This is a genomic window from Streptomyces sp. NBC_00094, assembly GCF_026343125.1.
In the GTDB taxonomy this organism is placed as follows: Bacteria; Actinomycetota; Actinomycetes; order Streptomycetales; family Streptomycetaceae; genus Streptomyces.
Genome location: NZ_JAPEMB010000001.1, coordinates 1,486,310 through 1,504,082, shown reverse-complemented (window position 1 = coordinate 1,504,082; position 17,773 = coordinate 1,486,310). Strand labels below are relative to the sequence as shown.

Below are 17,773 nucleotides of genomic sequence, written 5' to 3'. Positions count from 1 at the left end.
GTCGCTCTCCCTCTCCGCCCCCACCAGGGATCTTGTGGCTATGACGTCATAAGCTGGCTTTATGAGCAGTGGGATGGCTGGGCAGCAGGGGGAAGCGGGGCCGCAGGGATCAGCCGGCTCCCAGGGGTCGGCTGGTTCCCAGGGATCGGCTGGTTCCCAGGGGTCGGCCGGCTCTCAGGGCGGCGAACCGAAGCCGCACCTCTCCCACCGGGTCCCGGACCTCGGCGCGCTCGAACTGCTCCTCGCCGTCGCCCGGCACGGCAGCCTCGGCGCGGCCGCACGCGAGGTCGGGATCACCCAGCCCGCCGCGAGCAGCCGGATCCGTTCGATGGAGCGGCAGCTCGGGGTGGCGCTCGTCGACCGCTCACCGCGCGGCTCACGGCTCACCGACGCGGGGGCGCTCGTCACCGACTGGGCACGCCGGATCGTCGAGGCGGCGGAGGCCTTCGACGCGGGGGCGCAGGCCCTGCGCGGGCGGCGTGACTCGCGTCTGCGGGTCGCCGCGTCCATGACGATCGCCGAGTACCTGCTGCCGGGCTGGCTGATCGCGCTCCGCGCCCAGCGCCCGGACACGGCGGTGTCGCTCCAGGCCGGGAACTCCGCGGCGGTCGCGCAACGGCTCTTCAGCGGCGAGGCCGACGTCGGCTTCGTGGAGGGGCTCGCCGTGCCGGACGGTCTCGACGGCGTCGTCGTCGCCCACGACCGGCTCGCGGTCGTCGCCGCGCCGTCGCATCCCTGGGCACGCCGCCGCGGCGCCCTCGACCCGGCGGAGCTGGCCGCGACACCGCTGGTCCTGCGGGAGCGCGGCTCCGGCACCCGGCAGGTCCTGGACGCCGCGCTCGCCGGCCACGGCGGTCTCGCCGAGCCGCTCCTCGAACTCGCCTCCACGACGGCCGTGAAGGCCGCCGCCGTCAGCGGGGCGGGCCCGGCCGTCCTCAGCGAACTCGCCATCATGGAGGAGCTGGGCTCCCGCCGCCTGGTCGCCATCCCGGTCGCGGGCGTCCTGCTCCGCCGCGACCTGCGCGCGGTCTGGCCCGCGGGACACCGCCCCACGGGCCCGGCCCGCGACCTTCTTTCCCTGACACAGGCGCGGCCGACGGGCTGAGGTGCGGACCGAGGGGCCGACGGGCTGAGGTGCGGGCCCAGCGGCCGACGGGCTGAGGTGCGGGCCCAGCGGCCGACGGGCTGGGGTGCGGGCCCAGCGGCCGACGGGCTGGGGGACGGGCGACGGGCCCGCGGGCTGACGAACGGGCTGACGGATCCCCGGGAGCGTCAGACGCCCGCCGCCCGGTGGGTGATCCGGCCGTCCAGGACCGTGAGCAGGACCGGCAGGTCCGGAAGCTCGGTCGCCGCCGTGGCGACCGGATCCTCCGCGAAGACCGCGAGGTCCGCGCGGTGACCGACGACGAGCCGGCCCGACACCTGCTCCTCGCCCGCCGCGTACGCCGGTCCCGTCGTCATGCCCCGCAGCGCCTCCCACGCCGTCAGCGCCTGCTCGGGGCCGTGCGGCGCCTGGCCGAGGTCGCGGCTGGGGCGGCGGTGCCGGGCCCCGGCCATCACGCCGAGCGGCGGGAACGGCGCGATGGGCCAGTCGGAGCCGAGGACCACGGTCGCCCCCGAGTCCGCCAGGTCGCGGCAGCGCCACGCCCGCGAGGCGCGCTCCTCGCCGAGGCGGCGCGACCAGTTGTCGGTGTGGTCGGCGCGGGTGAAGTCGCAGCAGTGGGTGGGCTGCATGGACGCGACGACGCCGAGCTTCGCGAAGCGGCGCAGGGTGTCGTCCGGCACCGTCTCGATGTGCTCCACCCGGTGCCGTACCCGGACCGCGTCGGCGGCCTGCGCCTGCTCGACGGAGTCGAGGACGTGCCGTACGGCCGCGTCTCCGATCGCGTGCGTCGCGGTGGCCACACCCGCCCGGTGCAGTTCGCCGACGATACGGGTGTACGCGGCGGGGTCCGGCCAGAACGCGTGCGTGGACTGGCCGTGGTGGTCGGGCCGCTCCAGCCACGCGGTGCCGTTGTCGATGGTCCCGTCCATGAAGAGCTTCACGCCCGCGACCCGCCACAGCTCCCCGCCGGTGGCCTGCTGCTCGATCAGGGCCCGGACCCCGTCCGCGTCGATGCCGGGCTGGCACCAGGGCGCGACGCGGAGCCGCAGCGGCAGCTCGCCGGCGGCGTCGAGCTCCCCGTACAGCGAGAGGCTCTCGCCGTTGGCGTCCATGACGTGGCCGCCGGTGAGACCGGCCGCCGCCATGGACCGCAGGGCGGCCGCGAGCCCCTCCCGGCGCTCCTCGTGCGTCGGCTGCGGGGCGACCCGCTCGACGAGCGCGCAGGCCGCGTCCTCCTGGAGGAGGCCGGTCGGGCGGCCCTCCGCGTCGCAGACGACCTCGGCGGATGCCTGGGCGAAGGTACGCGGCCCGTCGACCCCGGCGAGGGCGAGCGCCCGGCGGCTGGCCAGCGCCGAATGGGCGTCGAAGAGCAGCAGGAAGGCCGGCACGCCCTCCAGTACGGCGTCGAAGGGGGCGGTCCCGACGGGGCGGTCGCCGAAGACGTTCGGGTCGAGGCCCCAGCCGAACAGCCACTCCCCGCGGGCGAGCGACCGCACCGCACGGGCGAGCGCCTCCCGTACGTCGTCGAGGCCGGCGCAGCCGGACAGGTCGAGGCCGCCGGTCAGCTCGGCGCCGGTGACCGGGTGGACATGGCCGTCGACGAGACCGGGGGTGACGACGGCGCCCTTCAGGTCGACGACGGTGGTGGCGGGGCCGGCGAGGGCGCGGATCTCGCCGTTGTCACCCAGGGCGGAGATCCGGCCGTCGTCGGAGACGGCGAGCGCGGTCTGCGGCAGGAACGCCCCCGTGCCGGGGTCGAGCAGCCGGGCGGAGAGGAGGACGAGTCGGGTGCGCACGGGTGGGCTCCAGGGAGGGGACGGGGGTGGTCGTATGGGTGGTGGGGTGCGGTCGCGGGTGGCCGTGGGGTGTCGGTGGTGCTGGTGGTGTCGGTGGGTGCCGGTGAGGAGGCGGTCGTCAGTGGGGAGCGGTCGGAGCGTCGGGGGCGTCGGGCGCGTCGGGTAGGACGGGCTCAGCGGGCTCGACAGGCCTCGCCGGTTCGGCGAGCGGCGCCGCCTCGGTCAGGGTGCCGTGGGCCAGGCCGAGCTCCCGTTCCGCCGTGGTGACGGCCATCCGGGTCACGGCCTCCGGCCGGTTGCTCCGGTCCGTGTTGGCGTGGGCGCCCAGGCCGTCGAGCACCACCAGGATCTGGATGGCCGCCGCCCGCGGATCGTCCGTACGGAACTCCCCGCGCTCCACGCCCTCGCGGATGAGTCCTTCGAGCCGGTTGTCGGAGGCGAGTTCCTGCTCGGCGACCCGGTCACGCAGGACGGGCCGGTAGCGGCTGAGGTGCCGGGCGTTGATCCAGAGGCGGCTGATGTCGTCGTAGGCGTCCCCCGCCGAGAGGGCGAAGTAGCGCGCGAGGTGCTGGGTGGGGGTGCCGTGCGGCCGGTCCGCCGGCAGCAGGGCGTCGAGCTCGCCGGTGGAGGCGACGCTGAAGGCCTCGGCCACCAGATCCTCCGCCGAGGGGAAGTAGTGGCTGATCAGACCGGGCCGTACGGCGAGCTCCTCGGCGATCCGCCGCAGGGTGACGCACTCCAGGCCCTCGGTCAGGGCGACGCGGGCCGCGGTCTCCACGATCTCCGCCCGCCGGGCTTCCGGGGACTTCCGAACTCGCTTGCGCTGGACGCTTGACGACATACCCAGGATGCTATTGAGTGTGCGACCAATAAGCAACCAGGTGGGTACCTGGTGGGCACATCCCGCATCCGGAGGGCCGCATGGCTTCCACGATCCCCGATCCCACCCCCGATTCGGCCCCCGGCTCCCGGGGCGTTCCGATCACCCCGTCGGTCACCGACGGACCCGGCCGTATCGAGGCCCACGGCATCGACCACATCCCCGACGCAGAACGCCACGGACACCCCCGCGAGCTCTTCTCCGTATGGGCCGCGGCCAACGTCAACTACCTCAGCCTCGTCATCGGCGGAGCCCTCGTCCTGATGGGCCTGAGCCTCTGGCAGGCCGTCGCCGTGATCGTCGTCGGCAACCTCTTCTGGCTGCTCACCGGCCTCCTCGCCACCTCGGGCCCCGCCGCGGGCGCACCCAGCGAGGTGATCACCCGGGCCGTGTACGGCGTCCTCGGCAACCGCGTGAACAACGCGATCGGCGGCTGGCTGGTCTCCGTCTGCTACTTCGCCCTCAACCTCGCCGCCGCGGCGACCGCCGCCTTCGCGCTCGTCGAGAAGACCGGCATCACGGCGAACACCCCCGTCAAAGTGGCCGTCATCGTGGTCATCGCCGCGCTCACCCTGGCCATCAGCGTCTACGGGCACGCCCTGATCATCAAGCTGTACCTGCCGATCACCCTCGCGCTCGTCGGGGCCTTCACGATCGTCGCGTTCGCCGTCCTGCGGCACGCCGACTTCTCGTACACCCCCGCCGAGCCGCTCGGTGGCACCGAGCTCTGGGCCCTCCTCGTCGCGGGCACGACGATGGTCGCCTCGGGGCCGCTCTCGTACACGACGAGCGCGGACTTCTCCCGCTACCTGCCGCGTACGGCCTCGAAGAAGGCGATCGTCGGCTGGACCGCCCTCGGCGCCTTCCTTCCCAGCGTCGTCGTCTGCTCGCTCGGCGCGTTCGCCGCGACCGCCGTCGACATGACCGACCCGCAGAACGCCCTCCAGACGATCCTGCCCGGCTGGTTCACCCCCGTCTTCCTGCTCGCCCTGGTCCTCGGCACGATCTCCATCAACGCCCTGACCGCCTACAGCGCGGGCCTCGCCCTCCAGGCCGTCGGCCTGCGCATCCGCCGGACCGTCAGCGTCCTCTTCGACGGCGCCGTCGCCGTCGCCCTGACCCTCTACGGCCTGCTCGTCTCCCGGTTCCTCGACACCGTCAGCAACGCCCTCCAGGCGATCGTCGTCCTGATCGGCCCCCTGATGGCCGTCTACGCCACCGACGTCGTGCTGCGCCGATGCCGCTACGACGGCCTCGCGCTCACGGACGAGACCCCCGGAAGCCCCTTCTGGTACACCGGCGGCGTCAACCTCGCGGGTGCCCTCTCCCTCGCGGCGGGCGTCGCCTCGGCCGCGCTCTGCGTCAACACCCTCTACACCGGCCCGATCGCCACGGCCCTCGGCGGCGTGGACCTCTCCCTGCCCGTCGGCATGACGGTCTCCGCGGCCCTCTACGCCCTGCTCATGAGGAACGACGCCACCGTGCGCGCCGCCCGGACACCCGCGTGAACGGCCGTACGACCCTCCGGATCGGCGGGGACACGCCAAGGTCCCTCGGCGGAACCGGGGCCGGCGGGCCCGCGCCGCGGGCATCACGCGCGCGTGGAGCGTCCACGAGTAGCTCCCACCGGCCGTCGGCCTGGACCCGGTCCACGGCATCCGGGCGGTGACGCGAGGACCGGCTCCTCACCGCCGAGCGGCCGCCGAAGCCGAAGCCGAAGCCGAAGCCGAAGCCGAAGTCGAAGCCGAAGCCGAAGTCGAAGCCGCTGCCGCGGCCTCGACGAGTCCCCGCATCACCCGCGTGTCCTCGCCCATCTCCGGGTGCCACTGCACGCCGAGGGCCCAGGCGGGGGCGGCCAGTTCCACCGCCTCCACCGTGCCGTCCTCCGTGTGGGCCGTGGCCGTGAGACCCGCGCCCAGCCGGTCCACGGCCTGGTGGTGGTAGGTCGGGACCTCGGCCGACTCGGGCACCAGGGAGGCGTACAGGCTGCCCGGCACCGGCTTGACCGCATGCCGGCCGATCACCCCGACCGCCTCCACATGCCCGTCCAGGTGCTGGATCAGCGTCCCGCCGAGGGCCACGTTCAGCAGCTGCATGCCCCGGCAGATGCCGAGCAGCGGGGTGCCGGAGGTCAGGGCCGCGTCGATCAGGGCCAGTTCCCAGGAGTCCCGGGCGCGAGCCGGCGGGCCCGTACGGGGGTCGGGCTCGGCTCCGTACCGTACGGGCTCGACGTCCGCGCCGCCCGCGACGACGAGGCCGTCGAGCCGGGCCACGACCTGCGCGGCGGCGGCCGGCTCGTCCGGCGGCAGCATCACGGCGAGCCCCCCGCTCTCCCGGACGAGCCGCGGGTACGGCGCGGGGAGCAGCGCGGCCTGCATGTCCCACACCCCCCAACGGGCCTGGTCCAGATAGGTGGTCACGCCGATGAGCGGCTTGGACACGTGCTTCCTCCAGAGGTACGGAGCGTCAGTGGCACTGTGACGCTGTGGCGCGGCGACTCGGTGGCGCGGCGACTCGACGAATCAGTCGCGTGCGAGCTCGGCCTCGGCCGCGGCGAGCGCCGCGAACTCCTCCTCCGGCGCGCCGGCCACCAGATGGTGCCGACTGTAGAACGCGAAGTAGGCGAGAGCGATCACGTACACCCCGAGCGCCATGAACGCCGCCGCCCGGTCCACCAGGAAGGTCGCGACCAGCGCCGAAAGGGCCAGGACGAAGGCGACGGAGGAGGTCACGACACCGCCGGGCGTCCGGTACGGCCGGTGCAGCCCCGGCTCGCGGCGCCGCAGCACGATGTGCGAGAGCGCCATGAGGGCGTACGAGATGGTGGCGCCGAAGACCGCGATGTTCAGCATCCGCGCCCCGTTCCCGGTCCCGGCGGCGAGCGCGAAGCCGATCGCGCCCGGGATGAGCAGCCCCAGGTACGGCGACTTGCGGCGACTGGTCAGGGAGAGGAAGCGGGGCAGGTAGCCGGCCCGGGACAGGGCGAACAGCTGGCGCGAACCGGCGTAGATGAGGGAGAAGAAGGAGGCGACCAGACCCGCGAGGCCCGCGTAGTTCACGAACCGGCTGAGCGCCGTCGGCTCCCCGTCGCCCTGGAGCGCCACGACGAGCGGGTTGCCCGCCTCCTGGACGGCCGCCGAGCCGCGCGCGCCGGTGGCGGCGAGGAACGTCACGACGGCGAGCAGCACCAGGATGCCCATGGAGAGGGAGAGGGCCCTCGGCATCGACCGCACCGGGTCCTTGGCCTCCTCGGCGGCGAGCGGCACGCCCTCCACGCCGAGGAAGAACCACATGCCGAAGGGGAACGCGGCCCAGATCCCGAGGAGTCCGAAGGGCAGCCAGGAGTTCGACCCGAAGGCCTCGCCGTCGACGGGGATGTCGTTCAGGCCGTCGACGTGGAAGTCGGTGAACGCGCCGAGCGCGAAGACGACGAGCGCCGCGACCGCGATCGCCGTCACGACGAGGCTGAAACGCAGCGCCTCGCCCACGCCCCACAGATGGATCCCGATGAAGAGCGCGAAGCAGACGAGGTAGACGGGCCAGCCGGACTCCAGGCCGAAGAGGCCGAGGGACTCGACGTAGTCGCCGATGAAGATCGAGATCGCGGCGGGCGCGAGGATGTACTCGATGAGGATCGCGGTGCCGGTGAGGAACCCGCCCCAGGTGCCGAGCGCCCGGCGGGCGAAGCCGTAGCCGCCGCCCGCCGTGGGGAGGATGGCGGAGAGCTCGGCGAGCGCGAAGACCAGACAGGCGTACATCGCGCCCATCAGGACGGTGGCGACGCCGAGTCCGCCGAAGCCGCCCTTCGACAGACCGATGTTCCAGCCGGAGAAGTCCCCGGAGACGACGTAGGCGACGCCGAGTCCGGTGAGCAGCAGCCAGCCCGCGCTGCCGCGGCGCAGCGCGCGCCGCTCCAGGTAGTCGTCTTTCGCCGGTGTGGTGTCTTCGAGCGTCATGGCAGCGTCAGCTCCCCGCAACGGGCCCAATGGATTGGAGCCATACCTTTGCGGTGGCCGACGGGGGAGCGCAACCCCCGTGCGTTACTTTCGGGTTACGTACCCGGGGACGCCCGTCTCATGTCAGGAACCCCCGCAGCAGCGCCGCCGTCCCCGAGCAGTGCTCCCGCATCACCTCGCGCGCCGCGTCCGCGTCCCCGTCGAGGACCGCCTCCACCAGGGCGGTGTGCTGGTGCTGGGAGTGCTCCAGATTGCGTACGAGCAGGGGGATGCAGTCCAGCAGGTCGTTCACCGTCGCCCGGACGGCGGCGTACTGGGCGGTCAGCGTCGGCGAGCCGGAGAGCTCGGCGAGCGTGAGGTGGAGCAGGGTGTCCTGGCGGCGGTAATCGGCCAGCGGGGCGTCATGGGTCGCCGCCACGGCGGCCCGCAGCCGCTCGGCGCCCGCCGCGTCGAGCCCGTGCGCCGCGCAGAGCCCGGCGGCCCCCACTTCGAGGACTTCACGGAAGCGCAGGGTGTCCTCCATGTCGACCGAGGCGATCCGGCGGCGCAGCTCGTCCTCGTCGGCCGTCTGGACCCGGGGCAGCACGAACGTTCCGCCGTACCGGCCGCGCCGGCTCTCCACGAGCCCCTGGTCCTGGAGGACCTTGAGGACCTCGCGCAGGGTCACCCGGCTGATCCCCATCCGGTCGGCCAGCTCGCGCTCGGCGGGCAGTCGGTCCCCGCCCGGCACGAGACCGAGCCGCACCACCTGGAGGATCTGCTCCAGGGCCTCCTCGAAGCCGTTGCCCGCCCTCACCGGCCGCAGCACGGGCGTCAGCCGGTCCGCCGATTCACTCGTACTGGCCACGTTCTCGTTTTCCCTTCTCCAGCACTTCCCAAGCAATGGTCTTCCGCAATACCTTATGGCTCCCGGCAGGCCGAAGGAGGAGCAATCCCGTGGCAGACCGCACACCCCCGCTCTCGGTCGAGGAGCTGCGCGCCCTCGTCGCGAGCGGAGAGATCGACACCGTCGTCCTGGCCTTCCCCGACATGCAGGGACGGCTGCAGGGCAAGCGGTTCGCCGCGCAGTTCTTCCTCGACGACGTCCTCGGCCACGGCACCGAGGGCTGCAACTATCTTCTGGCCGTCGACACCGAGATGAACACCGTCGACGGCTACGAGATGTCCTCGTGGGACCGCGGCTACGGCGACTTCGCGATGCACCCCGACCTCACCACCCTCCGCCGCCTCCCGTGGAACGAGGCCACCGCCATGGTGACGGCCGACCTCGCCTGGGGCGACGGCACCCCGGTGGTCGCGGCGCCCCGCCAGATCCTCCGCCGCCAGCTGGAGCGCCTCGCCGAGCACGGCTTCACCGCCCACGTCGGCACCGAGCTCGAGTTCATCGTCTTCAAGGACAGCTACGAGCAGGCCTGGGACGCGAACTACCGCGGTCTGACCCCCGCCAACCAGTACAACATCGACTACTCCGTCCTGGGTACCGGTCGCATCGAACCCCTCCTGCGCCGGATCCGCAACGAGATGACCGCCGCCGGACTCACCGTCGAGTCCGCGAAGGGCGAGTGCAACCCCGGCCAGCACGAGATCGCCTTCAAGTACGACGAGGCCCTCGTCACCTGCGACCGGCACGCCGTCTACAAGACGGGCGCCAAGGAGATCGCCGCGCAGGAGGGCTACTCGCTCACCTTCATGGCGAAGTACAACGAGCGCGAGGGCAACTCCTGTCACATCCACCTCTCCCTCCAGAACGCCGACGGAGAGAACGTGATGGCCGGCGACGACCCCCACCACATGTCCGAGACCATGCGGCACTTCCTCGCCGGACAGCTCGCCGCCCTCCGCGACTTCTCCCTCCTGTACGCCCCGAACATCAACTCCTACAAGCGGTTCCAGCCCGGCTCCTTCGCCCCCACCGCGGTCGCCTGGGGCCACGACAACCGCACCTGCTCGCTCCGGGTCGTCGGCCACGGCCGCTCCACCCGCTTCGAGAACCGCCTCCCCGGCGGCGACGTCAATCCCTACCTCGCCGTCGCGGGCCTGGTGGCCGCCGGCCTGTACGGAATCGAGCAGCGCCTCGAACTGCCCGAGCCCTGCACCGGGAACGCCTACACCGCCGAGTACGCGCACGTCCCCACGACCCTGCGCGAGGCCGCCGAGCTCTGGGAGACGAGCGAGATCGCCAAGGCCGCCTTCGGCGCCGAGGTCGTCGCCCACTACCGGAACATGGCCCGCGTCGAGCTCGACGCCTTCGACGCCGCGGTGACCGACTGGGAACTGCGCCGCTCCTTCGAACGCCTCTGATCCGTACGTCTCTGATCCATACGTCTCTGATCCGTACGCCTCTGATTCGCACGTCTCCGAGAGGAACGAGTTGCTCCAGGTACTGAACCCGGCGACGGAGGAAGTGGTCGCCACCGTCCCCGCCGCCACCCCGGCCGACGTCGACGCCGCCGTCGTCCGCGCCACCGCCGCCCAGCGCGGCTGGGCCGCCGCGGCGCCCGCCGACCGCGCCCGGCTGCTGCGCCGCTTCGCCGCCGTCGTCGACGGGCACGTCGAGGAGCTCGCCCGCCTGGAGGTCACCGAGGCCGGGCACACCATCGGCAACGCCCGCTGGGAGGCCGGCAACGTCCGCGACCTGCTCGACTTCGCCGCCGGGGGAGTGGAGCGCCTCAACGGGCGCCAGATCCCGGTGGCCGGCGGCCTCGACGTCACGATCCTCGAACCCCTCGGGGTCGTCGGCGTCATCGCGCCCTGGAACTTCCCCATGCCGATCGCCGCCTGGGCCACCGCACCGGCCCTCGCCGCCGGCAACGCGGTGATCCTCAAGCCCGCCGAGACCACCCCGCTCACCGCGCTCCGCCTCGCCGAGCTCGCCCTGGAGGCAGGCCTGCCCGAAGGTCTCTTCCAGGTCCTCCCCGGCACGGGCCCGGTGGCCGGCAACGCCCTCGTCGAGCACCCCGGAATCGCGAAGATCGTCTTCACCGGCTCCACCAGGGTCGGCAAATCGATCATGGCCAAGTGCGCCGACCAGGTGAAGCGGCTCACCCTCGAACTCGGCGGCAAGAGCCCCAACATCGTCTTCGCCGACGCGGACGTCGAGGCGGCCGCCGCCGCGGCGCCGATGGCCTTCCTCGACAACAGCGGCCAGGACTGCTGCGCCCGCACCCGCATCCTCGTGCAGCGGAGCGCGTACGACCGCTTCCTGGAGCTCCTCACCCCCGCGATCGAGGAGATCGTCGTCGGCGACCCGCTCGACGAGCGCACCCAGATGGGCCCGCTCATCTCCCGGGCGCAGCTCGACCGGGTCCGCTCGTACGTCACCGAAGACCTCCGGGGGATCCGCGGCAAGGCCCCCGAAGGCCCCGGCTTCTGGTTCCCGCCGACCGTCCTCACCGATGTGCCCGAGGACGCCCCCTGCGCCGTCGAGGAGGTCTTCGGCCCGGTCGCCGTCGTCCTCCCCTTCGACGACGAGGCCGACGCGATCCGGCTCGCCAACGCCACCGAGTACGGCCTCTCCGGCTCGATCTGGACCCGGGACGTCGGCCGCGCCCTGCGCGCATCCCGTGCCGTCCGGGCCGGCAACCTCTCCGTCAACTCCCACTCCAGCGTCCGCTACTGGACGCCGTTCGGCGGCTACCGGCAGTCCGGCCTCGGCCGCGAACTGGGCCCCGACGCCCTGACCGCCTTCACCGAAACCAAGAACGTCTTCATCAGCACGGAGGCCTGAGCACCCATGACCAGCACCGAAGCCATCATCTGCCGCCGCCTCGTCGGCCGCACCGCCGTCATCACCGGAGCCGGCAGCGGCATCGGACTCGCCACCGCCCGCCGCCTCGCCTCCGAGGGCGCGAACGTCGTCTGCGGCGACATCGACGAGCGGGCCGGCAAGGCCGCCGCCGAGGAGGTCGGCGGCACCTTCGTCAAGGTCGACGTCACCGACCCCGAGCAGGTCGAGGCGCTGTTCAGGACCGCCTTCGACACGTACGGCTCCGTCGACATCGCCTTCAACAACGCCGGCATCTCGCCCCCCGACGACGACTCCATCCTGGAGACCGGCCTGGAGGCCTGGAAGCGGGTCCAGGACGTCAACCTCACCTCCGTCTACCTCTGCTGCAAGGCCGCCCTGCCCTACATGCGCCGCCAGGGCAAGGGCTCCATCATCAACACGGCCTCCTTCGTCGCGATCATGGGCGCGGCCACCAGCCAGATCTCCTACACCGCGTCCAAGGGCGGCGTCCTCGCCATGTCCCGCGAGCTGGGCGTCCAGTTCGCCCGCGAGGGCATCCGGGTCAACGCCCTCTGCCCCGGGCCGGTCAACACCCCCCTTCTTCAGGAGCTGTTCGCCAGCGACCCCGAGCGGGCCGCGCGCCGCCTCGTGCACATCCCGGTCGGCCGCTTCGCCGAGGCCGAGGAGATCGCCGCCGCCGTCGCGTTCCTCGCGAGCGACGACTCCTCCTTCGTCAACGCCAGCGACTTCCTCGTCGACGGCGGCATCTCGGGCGCGTACGTGACCCCCCTCTAGCCCCCGCTCTAGACCCCGCTCACTCCACTTCCCTCACCCGGCAGCCGGGCGTCGCAAGGCGCCCGGCTGTTCCGCGTACACCCGGGAGGGAGCGAACCGGTAGCAAGGGTGCGAAACGCTGCAACATTGCTCCATTGCGCTGATAGGGTCAGCGCAATGTCGGGGGCGATAGCCAAGCCCTCAACAGCCCGAGTGGGTCTCGTACTTGCTCCGGCGGTCGGGAGGATCGTCGTCGGACGGACGTAAGCGCCGTCAAACCCGCCCCCGTGAGGGAGGAGGGAGTCTCCCGGATCCATCCGGGAGAGAGTTCCAATGGCTCCTCCGCAACGAGAGCACTCGGCCCCCGGAGCATGGCGACTGGTCCAACACCAACCGTCGTGCTTCGGGGGCCGACGCGTTCACGGCGAGGCGTGTCCGACCGGGCGTACGCACCCTCCCCACGTCCACCGACACGCGTTGCGCCGACGAGATCCTCTCCGTGTACGGAGGCGGCGCCACCACCGGCGGCGAGCCGGCCTTCGACGGCTTCGACCGCCGCCGCACGGAACCTCAGTACGCCTGGCTGGCCCAGCTCCTGCGCGGCTGGACCACCCGCCAGGTCGAGTCCTTCGCCGCCGCGGCCCGCACCGAGAACCTCGCCGCCCCGCAGGGATCCACCCAGCAGGTCGGCACGGACCGGGTCACCGGCTGGGTCCGCTACTACGAGCAGCAGCGCGACCTCATCCGCACGCTCAAGGCCGCGGGCTTCGACGTCTGGATCGTCTCCGCCTCACCCGAACCCGTCGTCGACGTCTGGGCGAAGGGCGTCGGGGTCGATCCCTCCCACACGATCGGTATCCGCAACACCACCGAACACGGCCGCCTCACCGCCCACTTCAAGGGCTGCGGCACGGTACGGGACGGCGAGGACGAGATGATCACCTACATCGACGGCAAACGCTGCTGGATCAACCAGGAGATCCTCGGCGTGCGCGGACCCGCCGCCGAGCGGGTCCAACCGGCCTCCCGGCGCCAGGTGTTCGCCGCCGGGGACTCCGACACGGACATCTCGTTCCTGCGGGACGCGACCGGGCTGCGCCTGGTCCTCAACCGCAACAAGAACGAACTCATGTGCCGGGCCTACGAGAACGGCGACGGCCGCTGGATCGTCAACCCCATGTTCATCGAGCCGAAGAAGCGGAAGGCGACGCCGTACCCCTGCGCCACGACGGGCTACACGGCGGGCGACGGCACGCCGCAGCCGGTGCGCCGCCCCGACGGCACCGTGATCCCGGACCAACAGGACACGCTCTTCCCGCCCTCCTACTAGAGGAACGGCCGCTCTGGAGGAACCTCCGCCCTGGAGGAAGGTCCGGCCTAGAGGAAGGTCCGGCCTTCCCCCCGATACGTCGGCACGGTGGCCGTGACCCGGTCGCCCTCGACCAACCTCAGCTGATCGAACCGCTCGCACAACTCGCCGGCCTTCGCGTGCCGGAACCACACCTTGTCGCCGATCCGCAGGTCGTCGGCCGGCGAGCCGAGCAGCGGAGTCTGGACCTCGCCGGGGCCCTCCTGCGGGTCGTACCGCAACCCCTCCGGCAGGTACGGCACGGGCAGCCGGTCCGGGCCCGCCACCCCGGACGCGGGGTAGCCGCCCCCGAGCACGGTCACCACGCCCACACCGGGACGGCGGACGACGGGCTGCGCGAACAGCGCGGCCGGGCGTCCGCTGAAGGAGGTGTAGTTGTCGAAGAGACGCGGCACGAAGAGCCCGGAACCGGCGGCGATCTCCGTCACGGCGTCCTCGGCGGCCGTGTGCTGCACGCTGCCGGTGCCGCCGCCGTTCACGAACTCCAGGTCCGGCGCCACCGCCCGGACGGCCCGGACGACGGCCGCGCGGCGCTCCGCCAGCTCCCGGCGGGCGGCGGACTGCATCAGCCGGATCGCCCGCGAGCGCAGCGGCCGGCCCGCGACCGCGTCGCCGACGCCGGCGACGTGCCCCTCGTACGCCATGATCCCGACCAGCCGGAAACCGGGGCGCCGCACCACGGAACGGGCCACCTCGGCCAGCTCGGCGGGGGTGCGCAGCGGCGAGCGCAGGGCCCCGATCCGGACCCGCCCCCCGAGGAGGTGGAACGCCGTGTCCAGCTCCAGACAGACCCGGATCTCCTCCGCCCCGCCGGCCCGGGAGGCGTCGATCAGATCGAGCTGCGCCACGTCGTCGACCATCACGGTCACGGCCGCGGCGAGCTTCGGATCGCGCGCGAGCTCCCCGAACCCGGAACGGTCCGCCGACGGATACGCCAGCAGTACGTCCTCGAACCCGGCGCGGGCCAGCCACAGGGACTCGTCGAGCGTGAACGACATGATCCCGGCGAAGCCCTCGCGCGCGAGCACCCGCTCCAGGAGGGCCCGGCACCGCACGGACTTGCTCGCGACCCGGACGGGCTTGCCACCGGCCCGGCGCACGAGATCCGCCGCGTTGTCGTCGAAGGCCTCAAGATCGACGATCGCCACGGGCGCGTCGAGATGAGCGGTGGCACGGTCGTAACGGGCCCGGTCGGCGGCGCGGGGAGTCATGGCCCGAGCTTGCCAGACAGCTATACGGGTGGGTAGCCCCCGAGCCAGGTCGGCCCGGGTTCCCGTAGGGCGGGGAACAGCCCGTAGAGTGACGGCCATTGTCGACACGAGCCGGGGGACGGGGATGACCGCCGAACACCCACGCCCCACGTCCCGCATCACCGACGCCCTCCTCCCCCCGGCCCCGAAGCGCCCGTCGGCCCCGAACGCCCGGCCCCACCAGGCGCCCCCGAAGCCGCCGACGGCACCGGGCGGCCCGGCCCCCGAGGCCCCGACGGCGCCGCCGAGCCCGCCCCCTGTGGCGTCGCCGGCCCGACCGTCTGTGCCCCTTCCGCCGCCCGAGGCCCCGAAGCGCCCGACGGCGCCGCCGAGCCCGCCCCCTGTGGCGTCGCCGGCCCGACCGTCTGTGCCCCTTCCGCCGCCCGAGGCCCCGAAGCGCCCGACGGCGCCGCCGAGCCCACACCCTGTGGCGTCGCCGGCCCCGCCTCCTGTGCCTCGGACGGCCCTCGGGGCCCCGGCCCCGCCGACTGCGCCCCCGCCGCCCGCCGCGGGTCCCTCCGGGACGCCCGCGTCTCGTGCGGCCGGCCTCCCCATATCGCGGCACCCGCACACGGCCGCCCCGTCGTCCCCGCGCGTCGCGGGCTCCGTGCCCGCCGCCCCGCCCGCCCGGCCGGCTTCCGGCGCCTCCGAGGTGACCGCCGCCGGCGTCGGGGCCTCCGGTTCGGCGCCGCGCGGCGACCGGTCCCCGTCGCCCCGTCAGGCCGACGTACCGGAGGTGGAGACCACCACCCGCCTGCGGCCGATCCGGGACGCGGTGGACGCGCCGAAGCCCGCGCGGCCCCTTCCCGCGTACGGGCTCGCCGGCGCCCTGCCTCCCGAGACGCCCGTCGAGACCACCACCCGGCTGCGGCCCGTACGCGAGCGCCGCACCGGGCGCGTGCTCGCCGTCACGGCCTGCGTCGTCCTCGGGGTCGGGCTCATCGGCGGGGCGCTCGCCGGGATGTGGCTGGCCGCCGCCGACCCCGCGCGGCCCGCCGAACCCGCCGGGTACACCGAGGCGAAGGACCTCTGGCGCAACGCACCCGTCGACACCCTCTTCCCCCGCACCCTCACGGGGGCCGGCGCCGGCCCCGGCGCCTCCGCACGCACCTGGACCCGGATCGTCGTCGCCCAGGACGCCCCCTGCTCGCCCGCGGTCCTGGCCAAGGGCCTCCTCGCCACCGTCACGCCGCTCGGCTGCGAACGCGTCCTGCGCGCCACGTACACCGACGCCACCGCCAGCAGCGTGATCACCGTCGGCCTCGTCTTCACCCGCGCCGACGTCACCGCGCAGCGCACCCTCGGCACGGGCCTCACCGCCCGGCTCGGCGAGGACGTCCCCCCGGCCCTCTCCGCCCCCTCCACCGTCGCCGCCCGCTTCGGCGCCCGACAGCGCGCGAGTTGGTGGCTGAACGCCCCCGCCGACCTCCCCGTCGTCGTCACCGCCGTCTCCGGCTTCGCCGACGGCCGGGCCGTCGACCGCCCGCAGCCCGCCGACGGCGCCATGGCCCAGGGCCGTACCGACGCCACCGCGCAGTCCGGCCTCGGCCACGAGGCCAAGGGCATCGCCGAGCGCTTCGTGACACTGCTCCGCACGACCGTCGCCCCGGCGGCCACGGAGAAGGAGAAGGCCCGGTGACCCGCCCCACCCGCTCTGCTCACCCCACGCGCGCCGCCCGCCGCATCCGGCCCCTCCGCCCCCGGCCCGCCGCGGCCGTGCTGCTCGCCGCCGCCTTCTCCGTACTCCCCGCGACCACCGCCCCCGCCCACGCCGACACCATCCGCGCCCGGCAGTGGGGCCTGGAGGCCCTCCACACCACGGAGGCCTGGCGCACCACCAAGGGCGAGGGCGTCAAGGTCGCCGTCCTCGACACCGGCGTCGACGCCGACCACCCGGACCTGACCGGCTCCGTCCTCCCCGGCCACGACCTCATCGGCTTCGGCGCCTCCGACGGCGACCGCGCCTGGGCCCGCCACGGCACCGCCATGGCCGGCATCATCGCCGGGCACGGCCACGGCCCCGGCGACGGGAACGGGGTCCTCGGCATCGCCCCCGGCGCCGAGATCCTCCCCGTCCGGGTCATCCTCGAAAGCAGCGACAAGGCCCGCGACAAGGCCCGCAAATCCCGCGGCACCGCCCTCGCCGAAGGCATCCGCTGGGCCGCCGACCACGGCGCCGACGTCATCAACCTCTCCCTCGGTGACGACTCGAAGTCCGCCCACCCCGACGCGGGCGAGGACGCCGCCGTCCAGTACGCCCTCGCCAAGGGCGTCTCCGTCGTCGCCTCCGCCGGCAACGGCGGCGAGAAGGGCGACCACATCTCGTACCCGGCCGCCTACCCCGGCGTCATCGCCGTCACCGCCGTCGACCGGTACGGCACCCACGCCTCCTTCTCGACCCGCCGCTGGTACGCCACCGTCAGCGCCCCCGGCGTCGACATCGTCATCGCCGACCCCGACCGCCGCTACTACGAGGGCTGGGGCACCAGCGCCGCCGCCGCCTTCGTCTCCGGCGCCGTCGCCCTCGTCCGGTCCGCCCACCCCGACCTCACCCCGGCCCAGATCAAGCAGCTGCTGATCGACACCGCCCGCAACCGGCCCAAGGGCGGTCGCAGCGACGCCAAGGGGTACGGGACGGTCGACCCGGCCGCCGCCATCGAGGCCGGGGCCGGGCGCAAGGGCGGCGACCCGAAGAACGCCACCTCCGGCTACCGGGGCCAGTACTTCGGCCCGGGCCCGACCCCCGCGATCGAGGAGAGCCGCCCCTTCGGCCTGCTGGCCCCCGCCGCGGGCGGAGCCGGCGCCCTGCTGCTCCTGACCGCCGTGGCCCTCCGCCGCACGAGACGCCCCCGCTGACCACGGGCCACCCCGCCCGTCGGCCACCCCACCCGCCGCGTCCCGTCGCCCCCGCCGCCC

Annotated in this window: 14 protein-coding genes; 8 read left to right on the top strand and 6 right to left on the bottom strand. The window is 73.7% G+C overall.

Annotated features, from left to right (window positions below; all coding sequences use genetic code 11):
* Window positions 1-73: 73 nt before the first annotated feature.
* On the top strand, window positions 74-1,105 hold the full coding sequence (locus OG580_RS06405; protein ID WP_267042658.1) for a LysR substrate-binding domain-containing protein: 1,032 nt from the start codon (window positions 74-76) through the stop codon (window positions 1,103-1,105).
* A 167-nt stretch (window positions 1,106-1,272) separates the two neighbouring features.
* On the opposite strand, the gene OG580_RS06400 is transcribed toward OG580_RS06405, so the two are convergent.
* Together OG580_RS06400 and OG580_RS06395 are read right to left on the bottom strand one after the other, a co-directional pair.
* Window positions 1,273-2,901 (bottom strand): amidohydrolase, encoded by a 1,629-nt coding sequence (locus OG580_RS06400; RefSeq protein WP_267042657.1) that lies wholly within the window; start codon window positions 2,899-2,901, stop codon window positions 1,273-1,275.
* Window positions 2,902-3,019: 118 nt separating this feature from the next.
* Window positions 3,020-3,742 carry a TetR/AcrR family transcriptional regulator gene (locus tag OG580_RS06395; protein WP_267042656.1) on the bottom strand — a complete coding sequence of 241 codons (723 nt, stop codon included), beginning with the start codon at window positions 3,740-3,742 and terminating at the stop codon, window positions 3,020-3,022.
* An 80-nt stretch (window positions 3,743-3,822) separates the two neighbouring features.
* Between OG580_RS06395 and OG580_RS06390 the strand changes: the two genes are divergently transcribed.
* On the top strand, window positions 3,823-5,289 hold the full coding sequence (locus tag OG580_RS06390) for a cytosine permease (protein ID WP_267042655.1): 1,467 nt from the start codon (window positions 3,823-3,825) through the stop codon (window positions 5,287-5,289).
* 177 nt (window positions 5,290-5,466) lie between these two features.
* Here OG580_RS06390 and OG580_RS06385 read toward each other — a convergent pair whose 3' ends face one another.
* The 3 genes from OG580_RS06385 to OG580_RS06375 all read right to left on the bottom strand — a co-directional run bounded on the left by OG580_RS06385 (window position 5,467) and on the right by OG580_RS06375 (window position 8,584).
* Window positions 5,467-6,222 (bottom strand): gamma-glutamyl-gamma-aminobutyrate hydrolase family protein, encoded by a 756-nt coding sequence (locus OG580_RS06385; protein ID WP_267042654.1) that lies wholly within the window; start codon window positions 6,220-6,222, stop codon window positions 5,467-5,469.
* A gap of 81 nt (window positions 6,223-6,303) precedes the next feature.
* The gene (gene eat / locus OG580_RS06380) at window positions 6,304-7,737 is read right to left on the bottom strand and encodes an ethanolamine permease (RefSeq protein ID WP_267042653.1); all 1,434 of its coding nucleotides are present in this window, start codon (window positions 7,735-7,737) and stop codon (window positions 6,304-6,306) included.
* A gap of 118 nt (window positions 7,738-7,855) precedes the next feature.
* Window positions 7,856-8,584 carry a FadR/GntR family transcriptional regulator gene (locus tag OG580_RS06375; RefSeq protein WP_267042652.1) on the bottom strand — a complete coding sequence of 243 codons (729 nt, stop codon included), beginning with the start codon at window positions 8,582-8,584 and terminating at the stop codon, window positions 7,856-7,858.
* Window positions 8,585-8,673: 89 nt separating this feature from the next.
* Here OG580_RS06375 and OG580_RS06370 point away from each other — a divergent pair, with 89 nt between their 5' ends.
* The 4 genes from OG580_RS06370 to OG580_RS06355 all read left to right on the top strand — a co-directional run bounded on the left by OG580_RS06370 (window position 8,674) and on the right by OG580_RS06355 (window position 13,568).
* Window positions 8,674-10,038: a glutamine synthetase family protein gene (locus OG580_RS06370; RefSeq protein WP_267042651.1), complete on the top strand. Its 1,365-nt coding sequence runs from the start codon at window positions 8,674-8,676 to the stop codon at window positions 10,036-10,038.
* Between the two features lie 70 nt (window positions 10,039-10,108).
* Complete coding sequence (locus OG580_RS06365; RefSeq protein WP_267042650.1) at window positions 10,109-11,464, top strand: aldehyde dehydrogenase; 1,356 nt, start codon at window positions 10,109-10,111, stop codon at window positions 11,462-11,464.
* A 6-nt stretch (window positions 11,465-11,470) separates the two neighbouring features.
* The gene (locus OG580_RS06360; RefSeq protein ID WP_267042649.1) at window positions 11,471-12,259 is read left to right on the top strand and encodes a 3-oxoacyl-ACP reductase; all 789 of its coding nucleotides are present in this window, start codon (window positions 11,471-11,473) and stop codon (window positions 12,257-12,259) included.
* Window positions 12,260-12,737: 478 nt separating this feature from the next.
* A complete protein-coding gene (locus tag OG580_RS06355; protein ID WP_267042648.1) occupies window positions 12,738-13,568 on the top strand; it encodes an HAD family phosphatase in 831 nt (276 codons plus the stop codon).
* 47 nt (window positions 13,569-13,615) lie between these two features.
* On the opposite strand, the gene OG580_RS06350 is transcribed toward OG580_RS06355, so the two are convergent.
* Window positions 13,616-14,818, bottom strand: coding sequence for an amino acid deaminase/aldolase (locus tag OG580_RS06350; protein WP_267042647.1), 1,203 nt, complete (start codon window positions 14,816-14,818; stop codon window positions 13,616-13,618).
* Between the two features lie 646 nt (window positions 14,819-15,464).
* Here OG580_RS06350 and OG580_RS06345 point away from each other — a divergent pair.
* Window positions 15,465-16,496, top strand: a complete 1,032-nt coding sequence (locus tag OG580_RS06345; protein WP_267042646.1) for a hypothetical protein — start codon at window positions 15,465-15,467, stop codon at window positions 16,494-16,496.
* Window positions 16,497-16,540: 44 nt separating this feature from the next.
* Complete coding sequence (mycP, locus tag OG580_RS06340) at window positions 16,541-17,713, top strand: type VII secretion-associated serine protease mycosin (RefSeq protein ID WP_267047916.1); 1,173 nt, start codon at window positions 16,541-16,543, stop codon at window positions 17,711-17,713.
* The last annotated feature ends 60 nt before the right edge of the window (window positions 17,714-17,773 follow it).

Bases quoted from the DNA above. Each gene is read 5' to 3' on its own strand.
- OG580_RS06405 (WP_267042658.1), top strand. From the start codon at position 74: ATGGCTGGGCAGCAGGGGGAAGCGGGGCCGCAGGGATCAGCCGGCTCC.
- OG580_RS06395 (WP_267042656.1), bottom strand. From the start codon at position 3,742: ATGTCGTCAAGCGTCCAGCGCAAGCGAGTTCGGAAGTCCCCGGAAGCC.
- OG580_RS06390 (WP_267042655.1), top strand. From the start codon at position 3,823: ATGGCTTCCACGATCCCCGATCCCACCCCCGATTCGGCCCCCGGCTCC.
- eat (WP_267042653.1), bottom strand. From the start codon at position 7,737: ATGACGCTCGAAGACACCACACCGGCGAAAGACGACTACCTGGAGCGG.
- OG580_RS06360 (WP_267042649.1), top strand. From the start codon at position 11,471: ATGACCAGCACCGAAGCCATCATCTGCCGCCGCCTCGTCGGCCGCACC.
- OG580_RS06350 (WP_267042647.1), bottom strand. From the start codon at position 14,818: ATGACTCCCCGCGCCGCCGACCGGGCCCGTTACGACCGTGCCACCGCT.